Origin of the sequence: Bradyrhizobium hipponense, assembly GCF_008123965.1 — a bacterium.
GTDB lineage: Bacteria > Pseudomonadota > Alphaproteobacteria > Rhizobiales > Xanthobacteraceae > Bradyrhizobium > Bradyrhizobium hipponense.
In genome coordinates this window covers 72128-91511 of record NZ_VSTH01000055.1, presented here as the reverse complement: position 1 = coordinate 91511, position 19384 = coordinate 72128, and the positions used below count along the sequence as shown (strand labels likewise).

The following is a 19384-nucleotide window of genomic DNA, read 5'->3' as shown; positions in this document are numbered from 1 at the left end:
TGCTTTAATGGTTGCTACAATCTTGCCGGCGCCGCGCCGTCCGCTACGAATACGGATTGATCAGCTTCTGCTGCTCGGCGCTGTGCTGCACGAGCATGTCGATGAAGGTTCTGACCTTCGCCGACAGATGATGGCGGTGCGGATAGACCGCATTCATCGACATCTCGACCGGACGATATTCCGGCAAGAGGCGCACCAGCCGACCGGCATCGAGATCGTCGCGCACCAGAAATCCAGCCGCGAGGCTTATGCCGGCGCCCTGCAACGCAGCCTCGCGCAGCGCTTCGCCGCTGTTCGTGATCAGATTGCCCGACACGCGCACCGAGGCCTGCGAACCCTTGCGATCGAAGAAGCGCCATTCGTCGAATGGGTAGTTCACGTGGCGGACGCAATTATGTTCAGTGAGGTCCTCGAGCTTCTGCACGCGCCCATGCGCCTCGATATAGGCGTGAGAGCAGCACAGCACGTGCCGCCAGGTCGCAAGGCTCCGCACGATCAGGCTAGAATCCGCCGGCGCGGTCATGCGCAGCGCGAGATCGAAACCCTCCTCGATCATATCGACATTGGTCTCCCCCATGCGCAGGTCGACCTTGACCTCGGGATAGGTCGCGAGGAATTCGGCCATCACAGGCGCAACGAACGGCACCATGTGGGTGGCGGTGTGGATCCGCAACGTGCCGCGCGGCGTCGATTGCAGCGCGCCGGCGATGTCGTCGGCCTGCTCGATATCGGCCAGTATCTGGACGCAGCGATCGTAATAGGCCTTGCCGATCTCGGTGACGTTGACCTTGCGCGTGGTGCGGTGAAGCAGCCTCACCCCGAGCCGGTCTTCCAGCGCCTGAACGTGGTTGCTCACCATGGTGGTCGACATGTTGAGCTTGCGGGCTGCTGCGGAGAAGCCGGCGGACTCAACCACCCGGCTGAACACTTCGAGGCTGGTCAATCGATCCATGGCTGCCGGATTATCCGCGTTTGATCGATAATCGCAAGGATTTCGCGCCGATTATCTATCGGATAGTTCACGCTACTACACTGCATGCTCGTCGATTGCCGCCATCAGTCTCTCCAGAGCGCTTCGTCCTCGAAGTCGGCTGCATCGGGATGCGTTAGCAGCAATCGCTCGGCAAATGCGGCAATCGCTCTGGGGCAATCGCGCGCCTGGCTTGCTAGACCGAGGCCCCGGTTATCCACTCCTGATGGATAGTCCTTCCGATGTTTCGCCGATTATCGCGCGAACCAGAAAGACCGATATTCCCGGGAAGCCGACAGGAGACTGACATGTCCGAGATGCCCCGCACCGAGAACTTCCAGCAAGCAGCTGAAATCATTGATGATTACTCCAAGGGGACGACGCCTGTCCCGGCCCGGAACGTGGTCCGCCGCTTGGCCCTGGTGCTGGCGTTCCTCGCCGGCACGGCAACGGTCGCCTATTTCGGCCACGACTACTGGACGAGCGGCCGCTACCTCGAGACAACCGATGACGCCTATGTGAAGGCCGATTCCACGATCATCGCGCCCAAGGTGTCCGGCTACATCGCAAAGGTGCTGGTCGGCGACAACGAGAAGGTCAGGGCAGGTCAGGCGCTGGCGAAGATCGGCGATCGCGACTTCAAGGCGGCGCTCGACCAGGCCCGCGCCGACGTCGCCGCTGCGGAAGCTTCGGCGCGCAACCTCGATGCCCAGCTCGAGCTGCAACAGCCGGTCATCGAGCAATGCACCGCCGACGTCGCAGCAGCCGACGCCAATCTGAAATTCGCGCAGGAAGAGCGCGCCCGCTACGACGATCTCATGAAGTCGGGCTCCGGCACGATCCAGCGCGCACAACAGACCGATGCGGCGCTCCGCGCCAGCAACGCGCAATTTCAGCATGCCAAATCGGGCTTGGTGGCCGCGCAGCGCAAGGTCGACGTGCTCACCACCCAGCGCGCCCAGGCCATAGCCCAGCTCGCACGCGCCCGCGCGGTCGCAGACCAGGCGCAGCTGAACCTGTCCTATACCGAGATCACCGCGCCGGTCGACGGCACCATCGGCGCCCGTTCGCTCCGCGTCGGGCAATTCGTGCAGGCCGGCACACAATTGATGGCGGTGGTGCCGCTCGATGCGGTCTATGTGGTCGCGAACTTCAAGGAGACGCAGCTGACCCATGTACGCCCAGGCCAGCCGGTCGAGCTGCATGTCGACAGCTTCCACAGCCGGACCCTGCGCGGCCACGTCGACAGCCTGTCGCCGGCGAGCGGGCTCGAATTCGCGCTGCTGCCGCCGGACAATGCCACCGGCAATTTCACCAAGATTGTGCAGCGTGTGCCCGTGAAGATCCTGCTCGACGACCACAGCCTGACCGGCCTGCTGCGACCGGGTATGTCGGCGGTGCCAACCGTCGACACTAAGCAGGCCGTGTTGGCTGAGCGCGAGATCGCCAAGCGAGTTGCCGAGAACACTGCGCGGCCAAACGGCGGCTAACGCCGAGAGGATCCCGGCGGGGGGTTATCAAGTCCTGCTGGATGACCCTCCCAGAACTTCGTCGATTATCGAAACCATCCGTCTAACGCATCCTGTCTCCGTAACCGAGACGAGGCTTCCATGAGCACGCTCCAGCCGACCCTCAGCGCCGCTTCCACCCCCAGCATCCCCGCCCCGGCCGCGGCACCCGCGGCGCCGGCTGTTTCCGCGAGGACCTGGATCGCCGTGATCGGCGCCACGCTCGGCGCGTTCATGGCGGTGCTGAACATCCAGATCGTCAACGCCTCGCTCGCCGACATCCAGGGCGCCATCGGCGCCGGCATCGACGATGGCGGCTGGATCTCGACCTCCTATCTGATCGCCGAGATCGTGGTGATCCCGCTGTCCGGCTGGCTCGCGCAGGTGTTCTCGATCCGCATCTATCTCCTCACCAATGCGGTCCTGTTCCTGATCCTGTCGGCGGCCTGCGCGCTGGCGCAGGATCTGCCGCAGATGATCGTGCTCCGCGCGGTGCAAGGTTTTACCGGCGGCGTCCTGATCCCGATGGCGTTCACGCTCATCATCACACTACTGCCGCGCGGAAAACAGCCGGCGGGCCTAGCGCTGTTTGCATTGTCCGCGACATTTGCCCCCGCGATCGGCCCGACCATCGGCGGCTATCTCACCGAGAATTTCGGCTGGCAGTACATCTTCTATGTGAACCTCGTGCCCGGCGGGATCATGGTCGGCATGCTTTGGTACTCGCTGGATGCCAAGCCGATGAAGCTCTCGCTGCTGCGCGAGGGCGACTGGGCCGGCATCGCCACCATGGCAATCGGCCTGTCCGCGCTCCAGACCGTGCTCGAGGAAGGCAACAAGGACGACTGGTTCGGCTCGCTCTTTATCGTCAAGCTGTCGGTGATCGCGGGCGTCGCGCTGACCGTTTTCCTGATCATCGAGCTCACGGTAAAGAAACCGCTGTTGAACCTGCGCCTGCTGGTCCGCCGCAATTTCGGTTTCGGCATGCTCGCGAACTTCCTGCTCGGCGTCGCTTTGTATGGTTCAGTGTTCATCCTGCCGCAATATCTGTCGCGCATTCAGGGTTATAATGCGGAGCAGATCGGCATGGTGCTGGCGTGGACCGGTTTGCCGCAGCTGGCGCTGATCCCGCTGGTGCCGCGTCTGATGCAGCGGTTTGATGCACGGATCATCATTGGCATCGGCTTCGTGCTGTTCGCTGCGTCCAACTTCATGAACATTTACATGACCAGCAATTATGCCGCCGACCAGCTGCTCTGGCCGAACGTGGTCCGCGCGATCGGCCAGGCGCTGGTGATGGCGCCGCTATCGGCGGTGGCGACCGCCGGTATCGAGCCGGAGAACGCGGGCTCGGCCTCCGGCCTGTTCAACATGATGCGCAATCTCGGCGGCGCCGTCGGCATCGCGCTGTTGCAGACCGTACTCACCAAGCGCGAGCAGTATCATTCCAACGTGCTGATGCAGTCGGTCTCGGTGTTCGAGCAGGCCACCCGCACGCGGCTGGAGCAACTCACGCAGTATTTCGTCGATCACGGCATCCTGGACCGTTCTGATGCGGCGCATCGTGCCTATGTCGCAATCGGCCATATCGTGCAGAAGCAGGCCTATATCCAGGCCTTCAGCGACACCTTCTATCTGCTCGGCGTGGCGCTGATCGTGGCCCTGATCGCCGCCCTGTTCCTGAAGAAGCCCGGCCATGTCTCGGCCGGGGGAGCACACTGACATCAACCCAGCAGGCAAGGAGAACGACCATGAAGCCCCGCATGAACTTCTACCAGGCAGCCCCGGACACCATCAAAGCGTTGAACGCATTGGAGACGCATATCCAGTCGACGGGACTCGAGAAATCGCTGATCGAGCTCGTCAAGATCCGCGCGTCGCAGATCAACGGCTGCGCCTTCTGCATCAACATGCACACCGAAGACGCCCGCAAGCGCGGCGAGAGCGAGCAACGCATCTATCTGCTCAACGCCTGGCGCGAATCCCCGCTCTACACCGACCGCGAGCGGGCCGCACTGGCCTGGACCGAGTCGGTGACGCTGATCGCGGAGACGCACGCGCCCGACGACGTCTATGCGCAGCTCCGCGCGCAGTTCTCCGAGGAGGAGACGGTGAACCTGACCATGCTGATCGCGACCATCAACGCCTGGAACAGGCTGGCGATCTCGTTCCGGGCGATTCACCCGGTGAAGGTGAAGGCGTCGGTGGCGTGAGGGGCGTTGATCGGCGTGAGGAAGGCAACGCTGCTACCACACTTGCAACTGTCATGCCCCGCGAAAGCGGGGCATCCAGTATTCCAGAGATAGCGAGAATCGGAACAACCGCCGCGGCGTACTGGATCGCCCGGCCAAGCCGGACGATGACGGCGGAGTATGCGGTGACGTTATCGCATCACTCGCCGTCCGCAACGCCGGCTTCTCAAACCGCTGTCGCCTTGGCGAACTCCACATAGATCTCGCGCAGCCGCGTCGCCATCGGGCCCGGCTTGCCGTCGCCGACCTTCTTGCCGTCGATCGCGACCACCGGCTGCACGAACAGCGAGGCCGAGGTGGCGAACGCTTCTTTGGCGGCGAGTGCTTCGGCGACCGTGAAGGAACGCTCCTCGACGCGGAGCTGTCGCTCTTCGGCCAAGGCCACCACGGCCTTGCGGGTGCAACCCGGCAGGATCGCGTTGGAGTTCTTGCGGGTCACGATGACGTCGTCCTTGGTCAGGATGAACGCCGAGGACGAACCGCCCTCGGTGACATACCCGTCCTCCAGCATCCAGGCTTCACCGGCACCGGCTTCGGCTGCTGCCTGCTTCGCCAGCACCTGCGCCAGCAGCGCCACGCTCTTGATGTCGCGCCGTTCCCAGCGGATATCGGGCACGGTGATCACGTTAATGCCGGTCTTCGCCGACGCCGCGTTGATGATGTCCTTTTCGGAGGTGAACATCACCAGGCTCGACCTGACGTCGCCCTTGGGGAAGGCGAAGTCGCGGCCTTTGTCGGCACCGCGCGTCACCTGGAGATAGACGAGGCCATTCGCGACCTTGTTGCGCGCGATCAGTTCCTTCTGGATCTCGGTGATGCGCTCGACTGTCGCCGGCAGCTTCAGCTTGATCTCGCCGACCGAGCGCTCCAGCCGCGCCAGATGCGAGGCATTGTCGACCAGCTTGCCGTCGAGCACGGCCGAAACCTCGTAGATGCCGTCCGCGAACAGGAAGCCGCGATCGAGCACCGAGACTTTGGCCTCTGAGAGCGGGACGAATGAGCCGTTGACGTAGGCGATCGAGTCCAAGGCAGGTCTCCTGGCGGGCAAGGGGGAATTCGGCGCGCTTATACGCCAATTAGAGGTGCCGAGCACCCCACGATTCGTCATTCCGGGGCATTCGCGCAGCGAATGAGCCCGGGATCCATTTCACCTCGTGTACTGCAGCCCGATGGATTCCGGGCCCGCGCCAAACGGCGCGTCCCGGAATGACGACGAAGTTAGTGAGAGAGAATCTTCGACAGGAACTTCTGCGCGCGGTCGCTGCGCGTCTTTCCGAAGAAATCGTCCTTCGGCGCGTCCTCGACGATCTCGCCACGGTCCATGAAGATCACGCGGTTGGCGACCTTGCGGGCAAAGCCCATCTCATGGGTGACGACCATCATCGTCATGCCTTCGCGTGCGAGATCGACCATGACGTCGAGCACCTCGCTGACCATCTCGGGGTCGAGCGCCGAGGTCGGCTCGTCGAATAGCATCACGATCGGATCCATGGCCAGCGCGCGGGCGATCGCGACTCGCTGCTGCTGGCCGCCGGAGAGCTGCGCCGGAAATTTTTGTGCCTGCTCATTCAGTCCTACGCGATCGAGCAGTTGCATGCCTTTCGCCACCGCCTTGTCGTGCGACCGGCCCAGCACCTTCTGCTGGGCAAGGCAGAGGTTTTCAATGATCTTGAGATGGGGAAACAGCTCAAAATGCTGGAACACCATGCCGACGCGTGAGCGCAGTTTCGGCAAGTCAGTCTTGGGATCGTTGACCTTGGTGCCATCGACGCTGATATCGCCGCTCTGGAAGGGCTCCAGCGCGTTGACGCATTTGATCAGCGTCGACTTGCCCGAGCCCGACGGACCGCAGACCACCACGACCTCACCCTTGTTGACACTGGTGGTGCAGTCGGTCAGCACCTGAAAGGTCGGGCTATACCATTTGTTGACGTGGCTGATTTCGATCATGTGCTTCTCTCGCGCCTCGGCAAACTCGGTTCACCTCTCCCAAGGGGAGAGGTCGGCGCATCGCGCCGGGTGAGGGGTTCAGGTCTGTCGTTGGAGCGAAACCCCTCACCCGGATCGCTGCCGCGATCCGACCTCTCCCTAAAGGAGAGGTGAAGAGGAGCCCGCTTCCAGATCTCAAATCCAAATTCCACCTATCGAATGATGGCGATGCGCGCCTGGAGGCGCCGGACGCCGAAGGACGCAATTGAGGAGATGGTGAAATAGACGACGGCGGCGAACAGATACATTTCGACCAGACGGCCGTCGCGCTGCGCGACCTTGCTCGCCGCCCCCAGGAAATCCGTGATCGAAAGCACGTAGACCAGTGATGTGTCCTGGAACAGCACGATGGTCTGTGTGATCAGCACCGGCAGCATGTTGCGAAACGCCTGCGGCAGAACGACGTAGCGCATGGTCTGGGCATAGGTCAGCCCGAGCGCGTTCGCCGCGGCCGGCTGTCCGCGCGAGATCGACTGGATCCCGGCGCGCATGATCTCGGAGAAATAGGCCGCCTCGAACATGATGAAGGTGATGAGCGAGGATGCGAACGCACCGACGCTGATGGGGCGCGAAGCGCCGGTCAGCCACTGCCCGATATAGGGCACCAGGAAGTAGAACCAGAAGATGACCAGCACCAGCGGCAGCGAGCGCATGAAGTCGACATAGACTCCGGCGATGCGGCCCAGGATCTTGAAGCCGGAGAGCCGCATCAAGGCGATCGCCGTACCGAAGATCAGGCCGCCGAGGGCTGCGAGCCCGGTCAGGGTCAGCGTGAAGGTCATGCCCTCGTAGAACAGATAGGGCAGCGCGCGGCGGATGACGTCGAAATCGAGATTGGCGAACATCGCGCTATTTCCCCGTGATGTAGCCGGGGATCGCGACGTAGCGCTCGAGGAAGCGCATCGCGGTCACGACAACGGCGTTGACGAGGAGATAAAGGATGGTCGCGGCCGTGAAGGCCTCGAACACCTGGAATGAGAATTCCTGCATCGAGCGCGCCTGTCCGGTCAGCTCGACCAGGCCGATGGTGATGGCGACGGCCGTGTTCTTGATGGTGTTGAGGAACTCGGAGGTCAGTGGCGGCAGGATGATGCGGAACGCCATCGGCAGCAGCACGTAGCGATAGCCCTGCACCGTGGTGAGACCGAGCGCGGTCGCCGCCATCCTCTGCCCGCGCGGCAGCGAGCCGATGCCGGCCTGCAACTGTATCGCGACGCGGGCCGACATGAAGAAGCCGACGCCGATCGCAGCGGTCCAGAACGGTGCGTTCGGCAATTGCTTCAACCACAGGCCGGCAGACCGCGGCAACAATTCCGGCAGCACGAAGTACCACAGGAAGAGTTGCACCAGGAGCGGCATGTTGCGGAAGAACTCGACCCAGCAGAAGCCGAACCAGGTGGCGGCCTTCGACGGCAGCGTGCGCATGACACCGACGACCGAACCGAAGATCAGCGCGATGACCCAGGCGAGCGCCGCCGTCTTGAGCGTCAGCACCAGTCCCGACAACAGCATGTCGAGATAGGTGCCGGTACCCATCGGGTTCGGCTCGAAAAAGATTCCCCAGTTCCAGTGGTAGCTCACGAGTCCCCCGCGCGAACGCGTCAATCACACCTATCGCTAACGTCTATGCAAATGTCCGGCCACTCTCCTGTCAAGAATGGCCGGACATGGTCTTGACCTCCAGGGTCGAGGTTTACTTGTAGTCGTCCGGGTTCGGCGAGTCGGTCGGCTTGGCGAACTCGTGCTTCAGCTCGGCCGAGATCGGGGTGTTGAGGTTCAGACCCTTCGGCGGGATCTTCTGCGTGAACCACTTGTTGTAGATCTTCTCGCCCTCGCCGGAGGTGTAGAGCGCCGCGGTCGCCGCATCGACCACCTTCTTGAACGGCGCGTCATCCTTGCGCAGCATGATGCCGTAAGGCTCCGGCTTGGAGAACGCATCCTTGGAGATGACGTAGTCGTCCGGCGACTTCGAGCCGGCAACGAGGCTCGCAAGCAGGATGTCGTCCATCACGAAGGCCACCGCGCGGTCGGTCTCGACCATCAGGAAGGCTTCGGCGTGGTCCTTGGCCGGGATGATGTTGGCGCCGAGGCCTTTCGCAACGTTGGCTTCGGTGAGCTGCTTGATGTTGGTGGTGCCGGCGGTCGAGACCACCGTCTTGCCCTTGAGATCGTCGATCGACTTGAGGCCGCTCGACTTCTTGAACACGTAGCGGCTGGCGGTCAGGTAGTGGGTGTTGGTGAAAGCGACCTGCTTCTGCCGCTCGGCATTGTTGGTGGTGGAGCCGCATTCGAGGTCGATGGTGCCGTTGGCCATCAGCGGGATGCGGGTAGCCGAAGTCACCGGGTTGAGCTTGACCTCGAGCTTGTCGAGCTTGAGCTCCTTCTTCACGGCGTCGACGATCTTGTAGCAGATGTCCATCGCGAACCCGATGGGCTTCTGGTTGTCGTCGAGATAAGAGAACGGAATCGAGGAGTCGCGGAAGCCGAGCGTAATCGCGCCGGTGTCCTTGATATTCTTCAGCGTGCCAGTCAGCTCCTGGGCCCCGGCCTGGCTGACGGCAAAGGTCGCGGCCAGCGCGATGCCGATGGTACGGAAATGTTTCACTTTTTTCTTCCCCTTTCAGGATGATGCGGCCGGATGCAAGCACAAATCGGCCAAGATTAGAATGTGACTTTCGGCGGGATCGCAGCTCAGGTTAACGGGCGCGGCAATTCGCCGAGATCCCAGAACAGGCCAGCCATTACCGTCAAGGCCTCTTCGGTCAAAGGCAGCAGGATGTGCTCATTGGGCGCATGCTGGGAGCAGCCGGGATAAGAGTGCGGCACCCAGATCGTCGGCAGGCCAAGAATCTCGGAAAACACGTCATTGGGCAGCGAGCCGCCGAAATTCGGCAGCACCGCCGGTGTCTTGCCGGTGGTCTCGCGCACCGAATCCGCCGCCCAATTGATCCAGGGGCTGCCAAAATCGGTGCGCGAGGCGGCAAAGCTCTGCGCCGCCCGCACCTCGACCATCGGAAAGCCCTTTGCGGCCAGATGCGCGCGAATGGCCTCGATCAGGCCGTCGATCCTGGTGCCGACCACGAAACGCAGTTGCAGCACGGCATTGGCATGGCCGGGAATGGCGTTGGCGGGCTTCTCGATATTGCCGGACGACATCGCCAGCACTTCGAGCGTATTCCAGGCGTAGAGCCGCTCGGCCGCCGACAACCCTTCTTCGCCCCAGTTCTCCGCCAGCGCCGGCTCGTCCTCGGTCGGCATGACCTGCACGTCCGCGAGATAGCTGCGGATCTGGTTGGTGAGGCGCGGCGGCTTCAGCGCATCGAGTTGAAGGCGGCCGTGGCCGTCGACCAGCGTGGCAATCGCGTTGACCAGAATGGTCGCGGGGTTGGCAAGCACACCGCCCCAATTGCCGGAGTGGTGCCCGCCATCGCGAAGGTTGACGTCGAGATGGATGCGGATGCCGCCGCGGCAGCCGAGAAACAGGGTCGGCCGGTCCGCGGACAGGCGCGGCCCGTCGGAGGCCATGAACAGGTCGGCCTTCAATGCGTCGCGATTGAGATCGCAGACCTTGCCGAGATCGGGCGAACCGATCTCCTCGCCCATCTCGACGATGAATTTGGCGTTGAAGCCGAGCTTGCCGCCGCGGGCGTCGCGCACCGCGCGGAGCGCCGCCATGTTGATGCTGTGCTGGCCCTTGTTGTCCGCGGTGCCGCGGCCGTAGAGCCGCGCGCCTGAAACCGTGGTGCGCCAGGGATCGCGGCCGTCGCGCCACTCGCCTTCCATACCGTCGACGACGTCGCCATGGCCGTAGATCAGAACCGTCGGCGCCGTCTCGCTCTCGCGATGCTCGGCGAACAGGAACGGCGCCTTGCCGCTCGGGGATTCGACCATGCGGCTTTCGAAATCCAGCGCCGCGAATGCGGGCTGCATCTCCTGTTCCAGATAGGCGCGCAGCTCGGAGCTGCGCGAGGGGTTCTGGCTTTCGGTCCGGAAGGCGACGCGGCGGTCGAGTTCGGCGAGGAACGCGCCGGATTTGAAATCCTCACGGGCGCGGGCGATAGCGTCGGCTCTGGTCATTACTTGCTTTTTCAGGATTGTGACACGAAAGGAGCATACCCGAGACGGGTGGGGCTTCGAAAGTGGCGGGGACCGGATAGTTCTTGGGATTTCGTTCTTGCTCTCTTGAGATTGGCTTGCCAAGGGCAGCCGCGCTGCTGATTTTGGCCTTGCCAAGGTCCGGCTATATGCAAGAACTTCGCCAAGTTCGGGCGCACATCTATCATTCGAAGAGTGCCCGGTACAGGGCGCCGAGGGACCAGCATGGCCAAAGTGATCAGGCTCAACGCATTTGCGATGAATTGCGTCGCACACCAATCACCGGGCCTGTGGACCCACCCGCGCGACCGTACTGCCGACTATAACCGCCTGCCCTACTGGATCGATCTCGCCAAAACGCTGGAGCGCGGCCGTTTCGACGGGTTGTTCCTGGCCGACGTGCTCGGGGTCTACGACGTCTATGGCAACAGCCCTGACGCAGCCTTGCGCAACGCAGCGCAGACGCCGTCGAACGAGCCGCTGCTGCTGCTCTCGGCGATGGCGGCGGTGACGCAAAATCTCGGCTTCGGCGTCACCAGCAATCTGTCCTTCGAGCCGCCCTATCCGTTCGCGCGGCGGATGTCGACGCTGGATCATCTCACCGAGGGGCGGATCGGCTGGAACGTCGTCACGGGCTATCTCGACAGCGCCGCGCGCGGCGCCGGCAAGGACAAGCAGGCCGGGCACGACGACCGCTACGACATTGCGGACGAGTATATGGAGGTCGTCTATAAGCTCTGGGAAGGGAGCTGGGAGGACGATGCGGTGCTGCGGGATCGCAAGCGCGGTATCTTTACCGATCCCACGAAGGTTCATCGCGTCAACCATGAGGGCGCGAACTACCGCATCAACAACACCATCCACCTCAGCGAGCCGTCGCCGCAGCGCACACCGGTGCTGTACCAGGCGGGCACCTCGCCGCGGGGAAGGCAGTTTGCGGCGCGCCACGCCGAATGCGTGTTCATGTCGGGACCATCAGCCAAAGTGATCGCGCCGCGCGTCTCCGCCATCCGTCAGGAGGCTGCCGCAGCCGGCCGCAATCCGGCGGAAATCCTGATGTTCTCGATGATGACGATCATCCTCGGGCGGACGGAGGCAGAGGCGAGGGAAAAGTATGCCGACTATCGCCGCCACATCAGCCCCGAAGGCGCGCTGGCGCTGATGTCGGGATGGACCGGCGTCGACTTCTCCGGCTACGACCTCGACCAGCAGGTACGCCACGTCCAGAACGACGCCGGCCGCAGCGCGATGGACAATGTCACCCGCGCCGATCCCGACCGCATCTGGACCGTGCGCGACGTCATCGAGCATGTCGGCGTCGGCGGCGCCGGTCCCGTCGTGGTCGGCACGCCGGAGACAGTCGCGGACAAGATCGAAACATGGTTCGAAGCGACCGACGTCGACGGTCTCAACGTCGCATTCGCGATCTCGCCGGGCGACTTCGAGGATATCGCCGATATGCTGGTGCCCGAGCTGACCCGCCGTGGGCGCTACAAGCCGGAGTATGCGAACGGCACTCTGCGGGAGAAGTTGTTCGGCGCGGGCCGCGCAAGGCTGGGCGCGCCACATCCTGCTGCAGGGTATCGGGTGGGGAAGACGGGATAGAACTGCCGCCTCCTCGTCATTGCGAACGAAGCGAAGCAATCCGGAGTCTTTCCGCGGTGGCAGTCTGGATTGCTTCGCTTTCGCTCGCAATGACGGCGGCTGTGTCCTACATCTTTCCGTCCACCATCACCTCGATCAGCTTCGTCCCGGGACGGTTGAACGCGGACGACAGCGTCGCCTTCAGCTCACGGGGATCGCTCAGCTTGATCGCCTCGCAGCCGAGCGCCTTCGCGATCCCTGCGAAATCAACTGGCGGATCGACAAAGTCCATGCCGACGTAATTGTCGTCGCCATGGAAGGCGAGCAGGCGCTGCTTGATGATGCGATAGCCGCCGTTGTTGGCGATGACGACGTTGAGCGGCAGCTTGTGATGCGCTGCCGTCCATAGCGACTGGATCGAATACATTGCGCTGCCGTCGCCGGAGAAGCACACCACGGGGCGATCCGGGTTGGCAATGCTGGCGCCGACAGAGGCCGGCAGACCCCAGCCGATGCCGCCCGATGCCAGCCCGTGATAGCCGAAGCGGTCGCGGTGCGCACGAAGCGCCGTGATCTGGCGGCTGGAGGTGAGGCCTTCATCGACGAGGATGGCGTTGTCGGGCATGGCCTGGACCATTTGCAACACTAGCCAGTCCGGATCGATGGGGCTACGCTCCGCAGTCCTGCCGATCTGCTCGACCAGGGCGGCGCGCCGCGCGGTCCAGTTCTTCGGAGCAAGCTCGGCGAGACGTTGCTTCGCGCGCTCCGCCAGCGCCGCGCCGCCCATCTCCTTCAGCACGGGCATCAGCGCCTGCAGGGTTTCCTTCAGGTCCGCCTTCAGCGCGATCTCCGCACCGTAGTTCTTGGCGATCTCCCAATCCACCAGGCCGACCTGCACGATGCCGAGGCCGTCCGGCAGCGCATCGACCTCGCTATAGACCGACATCCGCAGGGGATCACCGCCGAGCGCGATCAGCAGATCATAGCGTGCGAGCGTATCGCGCGCGACCCTCTGCACCCGCGCCAGCGTGCCCACGAAGCTCGGATTCTCCGAGAGGAAGTGCGAGCCATAGGGCGTCGCGGACTGATAGGCGGCCGCGCCCAATAGCTCAGCGAGTTCGGCGGCCTCCTTCAACGCATCGCTCTTGACCACCTCGTCCATAGTGACGATCACCGGACGTTCGGCCTTGAGCAGGCGCGCAGCAAAGGCCTTCAGCGCCTCGTCGGACGGCTTTGTGCGCGCATCGATCCGGGTGGAGCGGCCAAGATCGATGCCGGCCTCGCTGTTGAGGATGTCACCCGGCAGCGAAATGAACACCGGCCCGGTCGGCGGCGTGGTCGCGACTTTTGCGGCGCGGCGCACGATGCGCGGCAGATCCTCCAGCCGCGTCACTTCGACCGCCCATTTCACCAGCGGCTCGGCGATCCGTACCAGCGGGCCGTACAGCACCGGCTCCATCAGGCCGTGGCCCTGCTCCTGCTGGCCCGCAGTCAAGATCATCGGCGTGCCCGTGAACTGCGCATTGTAGAGCGAGCCCATCGCATTCCCAAGGCCGGGCGCGACATGGACATTGCAGGCGACCAGCTTGCCGGAGGCGCGGCTATAGCCATCCGCGATCGCGACCACCAGGCTCTCCTGCATCGCCATCACATAGGTGAGGTCGGGATGATCCTTCAGCGCATGCATGATCGGCAATTCAGTGGTGCCGGGATTGCCGAACAGATGCGTGATGCCCTCGTCCTTGAGTAGCGCGAGAAAGGCGGAGCGGCCGGTGATCTTGTTCTTCATGTTTCCTCCAGGCCTTGCGGGCATTGCCGCAAGCCGCGGAGCATGATGACCGAAGTCGGAGGATGCGCGCAATGGAGTGCGATCATGGCTGCGTTGCGCGAGCGCGCGCCGTCACATCTCCTCGCGGCCCAGCTCGAACGGATCCTCGCCGCCGGCACGCTTCTTCCTTTTCGAGCGCTGCCAGACCACACCGGGGAAGCCCTTCAGCGGGACCAGCGGCTCGCCGGTATAAGCCCATTCCTGGAGCTCCTCGATGGCGATGTGATAGAGCGGCTGGCGGCCGGTGCGCTCGTTGAACAACGCGCGGGGGATGTTGACCATGTGCGGCCCGCGCGGCCGTTCATAGGCGATCGGCGTGCCGCAATGGGAGCAGAAGCTGCGCGCTGTCTTGGTCGCCTTGTCCTCGTAGCGGGTCAGCGCGGTCTTTCCCGAAATGATCCGAAAGCGCTTCTTCCAGCTGCCGACATAGGTCGCATAAGCCGCGCCGTGGGCGCGGCGACTCGCGGCCGAATGATCATGCCAGGCCCAGCGCGCGGGGACATCGATTTCGAAGGTAATCTTGCCGCAGAGACATTGGCCGGTGGCGGTTCCTACGGCAGCTGCGGCTTTGGCCATGATTGCTTCCTCATCGTCATTGCGAGCGAAGCGAAGCAATCCAGACTGCCTCTTTGGAAAGATCCTGGATTGCTTCGCTGCGCTCGCAATGACGGAATTTGTGGTGGCGGTCGGGACAGCAATGTAGCTCCGTAGCCCGGATGGAGCGAAGCGTAATTCGGGGATGTCGATCGCGGGGCAAAACCCGGATTTCGCTTACGCTCCATCCGGGCTACAGCAACGTCAGGCCGGCGTCAGCTCGTCATACACCGGATAATCCGTGTACCCTTTGTCCTCGCCGCCATAGAACGTCGCCCGGTTGTACGGCGTGATCAGATAGCCGTGCCGAAGGCGGCTCGGCAAATCCGGGTTGGAGATGAAGATGCGGCCGAAGGCGATGATATCGGCATGGCCGTCGGCGATCGCCGCATTCGCGGTCTCGCCGGTGAAGCCGCCGGCGGTCATCAGCACGCCGCTGTAGAGCGGGCGGAACAGCACCATCGCCGACGGCACGTTCTGCCAGTTGACCTCGGCGCGGCCAGAACCGCTGGATCGCGGCTCGATGAAATGCAGATAGGCGAGAGCGAGCTTGTCGAACGCCTTCACCACGTGGGTGTAGAGCGGCATTGGATCGGCCTCGCCGGAGTCATTGGCAATGCCATGAGGCGACAGCCTCACACCGACGCGGCCCGCGCCCCAGACGTCGACCGCGGCTTGCGTCACCTCCAGCAAAAGCCGCGCGCGGTTCTCGATCGAACCGCCATATTGATCGGTGCGCTGGTTGCTGCGCGACTGCAAGAACTGCTCGAGCAGATAGCCGTTGGCGCCGTGGATCTCGACGCCATCGAAGCCGGCGGCAAGCGCATTCTTCGCAGCCTGCCGGAACGCCTCGACGATGTCCTTGACCTCTTCGGTCTCCAGCGCGCGCGGCGTCTCGTAATCGGAGATCCTGCCGTCGGCCGTCATCGCCTTCATGCCCTCGGCCCTGATCGGGATGGCCGAGGCCGAAACCGGCAGCGCCCCACCGTGAAAGGAGGAGTGCGAGACGCGACCGACGTGCCAGAGCTGGAGGAAGATGATGCCGCCCTTGGCATGCACGGCATCGACGACCTTGCGCCAGCCCGCAATCTGCGCCTCGGAATAGATGCCGGGCGTGGCCGGGTTGCCGCGGCCATGCGATAGCACGGGAGACGCTTCAGCAATGAGCAGGCCGCCTTGCGTCGCGCGCTGACTATAATATTCGGCATTCAGCGGCCGCGGCGAAAAGCTCTCGCGCTCGGCCCGCATCCGGGTGAGCGGCGCCATCGCGACACGATGAGCAAGCCTGTACGGACCGACCTGCAACGGTTTGAACAACGCCGGGAATTTCATGAAGGCCCCAAATGCTGTGGAAGGATGCGGATCATATAGCGAGGGGCGGTCACCGGAAAAAGGCGCCGCCCCGCAAAAGCATTATTCCCTTTCGCGGAACGCGGGAGGGAATAGGCACTAGCCCGTCTTGATCCAGACAGCCTTCACGTTGAGATACTCCTCGACGTGCTGCTTGCCGGACTCGCGGCCGTAGCCGCTCATCTTGTAGCCGCCGAACGGCATGGCCGGGTCCATCGCCTGGTAGCAATTGACCCACACCGAGCCGGCTCGCAAGCGTTTCGCGACGGCATGCGCCTTGCTGACGTCGCGCGTCCACAGGCCGGAGCCGAGGCCGAACGTCGTGGCGTTGGCGCGCTTGACCAGCTCGTCCATATCCTTGAACGCGATCGCGGAGATGACCGGACCGAATATCTCCTCCTGCGCGATGCGCATGTTGTCCTGGACATTGGCAAACACCGTCGGCGAGACGAAGAAGCCCTTTGACAAGGCGCCTTCCGTGACGCGGCCGCCGCCGGCGAGCGCCTTCGCGCCTTCCTTCTGGCCGATGTCGAGATAGCCGGTGACGCGTTCGAGCTGCTGCTCGGACACCAGCGGTCCGATCTGAGTGTTGGGATCGAGCCCGTTGCCGACCTGCAGCTTCTTGCCGAACTCGGCGACGCGGCCGACGAACTCCTCGTAGATCGACTCCTCGACAAACAGCCGGGTGCCCGCGCTGCAGATCTGCCCCGAATTGGCGAACACCGCCATCGCGGCGCCCGGCACCGCGGCATCGAGATCGGCATCGGCAAACACGATGTCCGGCGACTTGCCGCCGAGCTCGAGCGAGACGCGCTTGAGATTTCCGGCCGAGGCGCGGATGATCGACTGGCCCGTGACATGCGAGCCGGTGAAGGCGACCTTGTCGACGTCGTGATGCGAGGCAAGCGCCGCACCCGCGGTCTCGCCATAGCCGGGAACCACATTGATCACACCGGGCGGCACGCCCGCTTCCATCGCGAGCTCGGCGATGCGCAGCGCGGTCAGTGGCGCTTCTTCCGCAGGCTTGAGCACCACGGTGCAGCCGGTCGCGATCGCCGGACCGATCTTCCAGATCGTCGCGGTGAGCGGACCGTTCCAGGGAATGATGGCACCGACGACACCGACCGGTTCCTTCAGCGTGTAGGAAAAGATTTCGCCAGGCAGCGAGTTCTCGACCGTCTCGCCGTGAATGGCCGTGCTCTGCCCCGCATAGTAGCGCAGCATGCCGATGGCGCGCAGGCGGTAGGCGCGGGTGCGGCTGACCGGCGCGCCCATGTCGAGGGTATCGAGCTGCGACAATTCGTCGAAGTTCTTCTCGACGAGATCGGCGAGCTTGAGCAGCAGGTTCTGCCGCTCGAACGGCTTGACCTTGCCCCAGGGACCTTCGAAGGCGCGGCGCGCGGCGGCGACCGCACGATCGATATCTTCCTTGTCGCCCTCGGCAACGGTTGCAAGCAACTCACCGGTGGCGGGATTGTGGGTCGCAAAACGCTTGCCGGAAGCGGCATCGACCCACTCCCCGTCGATCAGCATCTGCTTGTAGGACCCGTTGGCGAAGGGATGGCGCGTGATCGGAATAGCTTGCGACACAGCCATGGCTGCACTCCCTGGTGAGGATTTGTTTGGTTCGATCTTGGCGGGATCGTTAGATCACGTAAGATACAGCGGTGCCGGATAGGCGTAAAGTCGGCGCGAAACGAAGACCTCCCATGCTGACTTGTGCGGGGTCGCGCGCCAGCCATGTTATAGCTCGAGCGAGAGCAACACTCTTCGCCGGAGAAGATCCATGCCACACCCCGCCATCATCAAAGACAATGTCGCCGTGATCACCGGTGGCGCCTCCGGCATTGGCCTTGCCGCCGCCATGGCCTTCGCGCGTGCCGGCATGAAGGTGTGTATCGCCGACGTCGACCAGGGCAGACTGGCAGAAGCCGCAACAAAACTGTCATCCGTCGCACCTGCCACAAATGTGATGACGTTCGCAGTCGATGTCAGCAAGGCCGAGAGCGTCGCGGAGCTGGAGCGCGCCGTGCGCGAGCGTTTTGGCGGCACGGACGTTCTCATGAACAATGCCGGCATCCAGCCCGGCAGCACGCTGTTCGGAGAGCGCGACAACTGGCAGCGCATCATCGGCGTCAACATGTGGGGCGTCATCAACGGCTCGCGCATCTTCGCAACGAGCATGATCGCGCGCGGCAGAGCCGGCCTCGTCATCAACACGGGCTCGAAACAGGGCATCACCACGCCGCCGGGCGACCCCGCCTACAACGTCTCCAAGGCCGGTGTGAAGGCGTTCACTGAGGCGCTCCAGCATGAGCTGCGCCACACGAAGGACTGCCGCATCAGCGCGCACCTGCTCATCCCCGGCTTCGTGTTCACCGGTTTGACTGCGAAGGGGCGCACCGAAAAGCCGGCCGGCGCCTGGACGCCGGAGCAGACCGTCGACTTTATGATCGCGCGGCTGGAAGCCGGCGACTTCTACATCCTGTGCCCGGACAACGACGTGCCGCGCGCGCTCGACGAAAAGCGCATGCTGTGGGCCGCGGGCGACATCATCGAGAACCGTCCGCCGCTGTCGCGCTGGCACCCGGATTATGCGGAGGCGTTCGCGAAGTTCGTGAAAGGGAGCTAGACGCCGTGCCTTACAGCGTTTCCTGCTGGTGCGCGCATTGCTTGCAGGCGAACTTGACGCGAGTCTGGCCCTTCGGCGCCTGCACCCGGTTCGGCGCGCCGCACTTGCCGCAGACCGCCTCGATGCGGGTATCGCCCTGCTTGACGACGACGGTCTTCTTTTCCATCGATTCGCGGATCAGGCGCTCGGCCTCCTCTCGCAGGGATTGTTTGGACAAAGCTGATCTCCGCCATGAATGGGGGCGAGCCTTATCGCACCTGCGTCGAAATCACAATCCGAAACGCGTGTTCAGACCTCGACAATCGCGTAGCTGTCCCTCGACATGCACCGGAAGAGTCGCGGCGACATATAGGCCTTGCCCTAGTTCCTCGCCTCGCTCGACCGCGACTAGGTAAGAGCGGATCTTGACCCGTTTCGGATCGAACCAGGACTGGCCGATGCGCATGTCATAGCCGCTCAAATGAATGCCGAGCGGCAGGACGAGTGCCTCGGCGCGTTCGTAGATCGGCCGGTAGCGGCGGCGGCCGCGTGGCTTGTCGGCGCGCGGCGAGATATTGATCTGGCCTTGGATGCGCCTTCGCA

Annotated in this window: 17 protein-coding genes and 1 pseudogene; 5 read left to right on the top strand and 13 right to left on the bottom strand. The window is 63.5% G+C overall.

Annotated features, from left to right (window positions below):
* Positions 1-43: 43 nt before the first annotated feature.
* On the bottom strand, positions 44-952 hold the full coding sequence (locus FXV83_RS17995; RefSeq protein ID WP_148740736.1) for a LysR family transcriptional regulator: 909 nt from the start codon (positions 950-952) through the stop codon (positions 44-46).
* Positions 953-1278: 326 nt separating this feature from the next.
* Between FXV83_RS17995 and FXV83_RS17990 the strand changes: the two genes are divergently transcribed.
* From FXV83_RS17990 to FXV83_RS17980, 3 genes are all read left to right on the top strand, one after another.
* Entirely contained in the window at positions 1279-2460 is a 1182-nt protein-coding gene (locus tag FXV83_RS17990) for an HlyD family secretion protein (RefSeq protein ID WP_148740735.1), read from the top strand.
* Between the two features lie 120 nt (positions 2461-2580).
* On the top strand, positions 2581-4200 hold the full coding sequence (locus FXV83_RS17985) for an MDR family MFS transporter (protein WP_148740734.1): 1620 nt from the start codon (positions 2581-2583) through the stop codon (positions 4198-4200).
* Between the two features lie 29 nt (positions 4201-4229).
* The gene (locus FXV83_RS17980; RefSeq protein WP_148740733.1) at positions 4230-4691 is read left to right on the top strand and encodes a carboxymuconolactone decarboxylase family protein; all 462 of its coding nucleotides are present in this window, start codon (positions 4230-4232) and stop codon (positions 4689-4691) included.
* 205 nt (positions 4692-4896) lie between these two features.
* Here FXV83_RS17980 and FXV83_RS17975 read toward each other — a convergent pair whose 3' ends face one another.
* From FXV83_RS17975 to FXV83_RS17950, 6 genes are all read right to left on the bottom strand, one after another.
* On the bottom strand, positions 4897-5757 hold the full coding sequence (locus tag FXV83_RS17975) for a D-amino-acid transaminase (protein WP_187435982.1): 861 nt from the start codon (positions 5755-5757) through the stop codon (positions 4897-4899).
* A 191-nt stretch (positions 5758-5948) separates the two neighbouring features.
* Complete coding sequence (locus tag FXV83_RS17970; RefSeq protein WP_148740731.1) at positions 5949-6680, bottom strand: amino acid ABC transporter ATP-binding protein; 732 nt, start codon at positions 6678-6680, stop codon at positions 5949-5951.
* Between the two features lie 191 nt (positions 6681-6871).
* The gene (locus FXV83_RS17965) at positions 6872-7564 is read right to left on the bottom strand and encodes an amino acid ABC transporter permease (RefSeq protein WP_148740730.1); all 693 of its coding nucleotides are present in this window, start codon (positions 7562-7564) and stop codon (positions 6872-6874) included.
* Between the two features lie 4 nt (positions 7565-7568).
* Positions 7569-8300 carry an amino acid ABC transporter permease gene (locus FXV83_RS17960; protein WP_148740729.1) on the bottom strand — a complete coding sequence of 244 codons (732 nt, stop codon included), beginning with the start codon at positions 8298-8300 and terminating at the stop codon, positions 7569-7571.
* Positions 8301-8412: 112 nt separating this feature from the next.
* Entirely contained in the window at positions 8413-9324 is a 912-nt protein-coding gene (locus FXV83_RS17955; RefSeq protein ID WP_148740728.1) for an amino acid ABC transporter substrate-binding protein, read from the bottom strand.
* 86 nt (positions 9325-9410) lie between these two features.
* Positions 9411-10796 (bottom strand): M20 family metallopeptidase, encoded by a 1386-nt coding sequence (locus FXV83_RS17950; protein WP_148740727.1) that lies wholly within the window; start codon positions 10794-10796, stop codon positions 9411-9413.
* 243 nt (positions 10797-11039) lie between these two features.
* On the opposite strand from FXV83_RS17950, the gene FXV83_RS17945 reads away from it, so the two are divergent.
* Positions 11040-12419 (top strand): LLM class flavin-dependent oxidoreductase, encoded by a 1380-nt coding sequence (locus FXV83_RS17945; RefSeq protein WP_148740726.1) that lies wholly within the window; start codon positions 11040-11042, stop codon positions 12417-12419.
* A gap of 106 nt (positions 12420-12525) precedes the next feature.
* Here FXV83_RS17945 and FXV83_RS17940 read toward each other — a convergent pair whose 3' ends face one another.
* From FXV83_RS17940 to FXV83_RS17925, 4 genes are all read right to left on the bottom strand, one after another.
* Entirely contained in the window at positions 12526-14187 is a 1662-nt protein-coding gene (locus FXV83_RS17940) for a thiamine pyrophosphate-binding protein (RefSeq protein ID WP_148740725.1), read from the bottom strand.
* 111 nt (positions 14188-14298) lie between these two features.
* Entirely contained in the window at positions 14299-14802 is a 504-nt protein-coding gene (locus FXV83_RS17935) for a GFA family protein (RefSeq protein ID WP_148740724.1), read from the bottom strand.
* A 222-nt stretch (positions 14803-15024) separates the two neighbouring features.
* Positions 15025-16152 carry an alkene reductase gene (locus FXV83_RS17930; RefSeq protein ID WP_148740723.1) on the bottom strand — a complete coding sequence of 376 codons (1128 nt, stop codon included), beginning with the start codon at positions 16150-16152 and terminating at the stop codon, positions 15025-15027.
* Between the two features lie 117 nt (positions 16153-16269).
* On the bottom strand, positions 16270-17766 hold the full coding sequence (locus FXV83_RS17925; protein WP_148740722.1) for an aldehyde dehydrogenase family protein: 1497 nt from the start codon (positions 17764-17766) through the stop codon (positions 16270-16272).
* Positions 17767-17956: 190 nt separating this feature from the next.
* Here FXV83_RS17925 and FXV83_RS17920 point away from each other — a divergent pair, with 190 nt between their 5' ends.
* Positions 17957-18802: an SDR family NAD(P)-dependent oxidoreductase gene (locus FXV83_RS17920; protein WP_148740721.1), complete on the top strand. Its 846-nt coding sequence runs from the start codon at positions 17957-17959 to the stop codon at positions 18800-18802.
* Between the two features lie 10 nt (positions 18803-18812).
* Here the strand turns inward: FXV83_RS17920 and FXV83_RS17915 are convergent, their stop codons facing one another.
* Both FXV83_RS17915 and FXV83_RS42820 read right to left on the bottom strand, forming a co-directional pair.
* Positions 18813-19019, bottom strand: a complete 207-nt coding sequence (locus FXV83_RS17915; protein WP_148740720.1) for a hypothetical protein — start codon at positions 19017-19019, stop codon at positions 18813-18815.
* Between the two features lie 231 nt (positions 19020-19250).
* A pseudogene (locus FXV83_RS42820) lies at positions 19251-19364 on the bottom strand (amidohydrolase family protein); the annotation flags it as partial.
* Between the last annotated feature and the right edge of the window lie 20 nt (positions 19365-19384).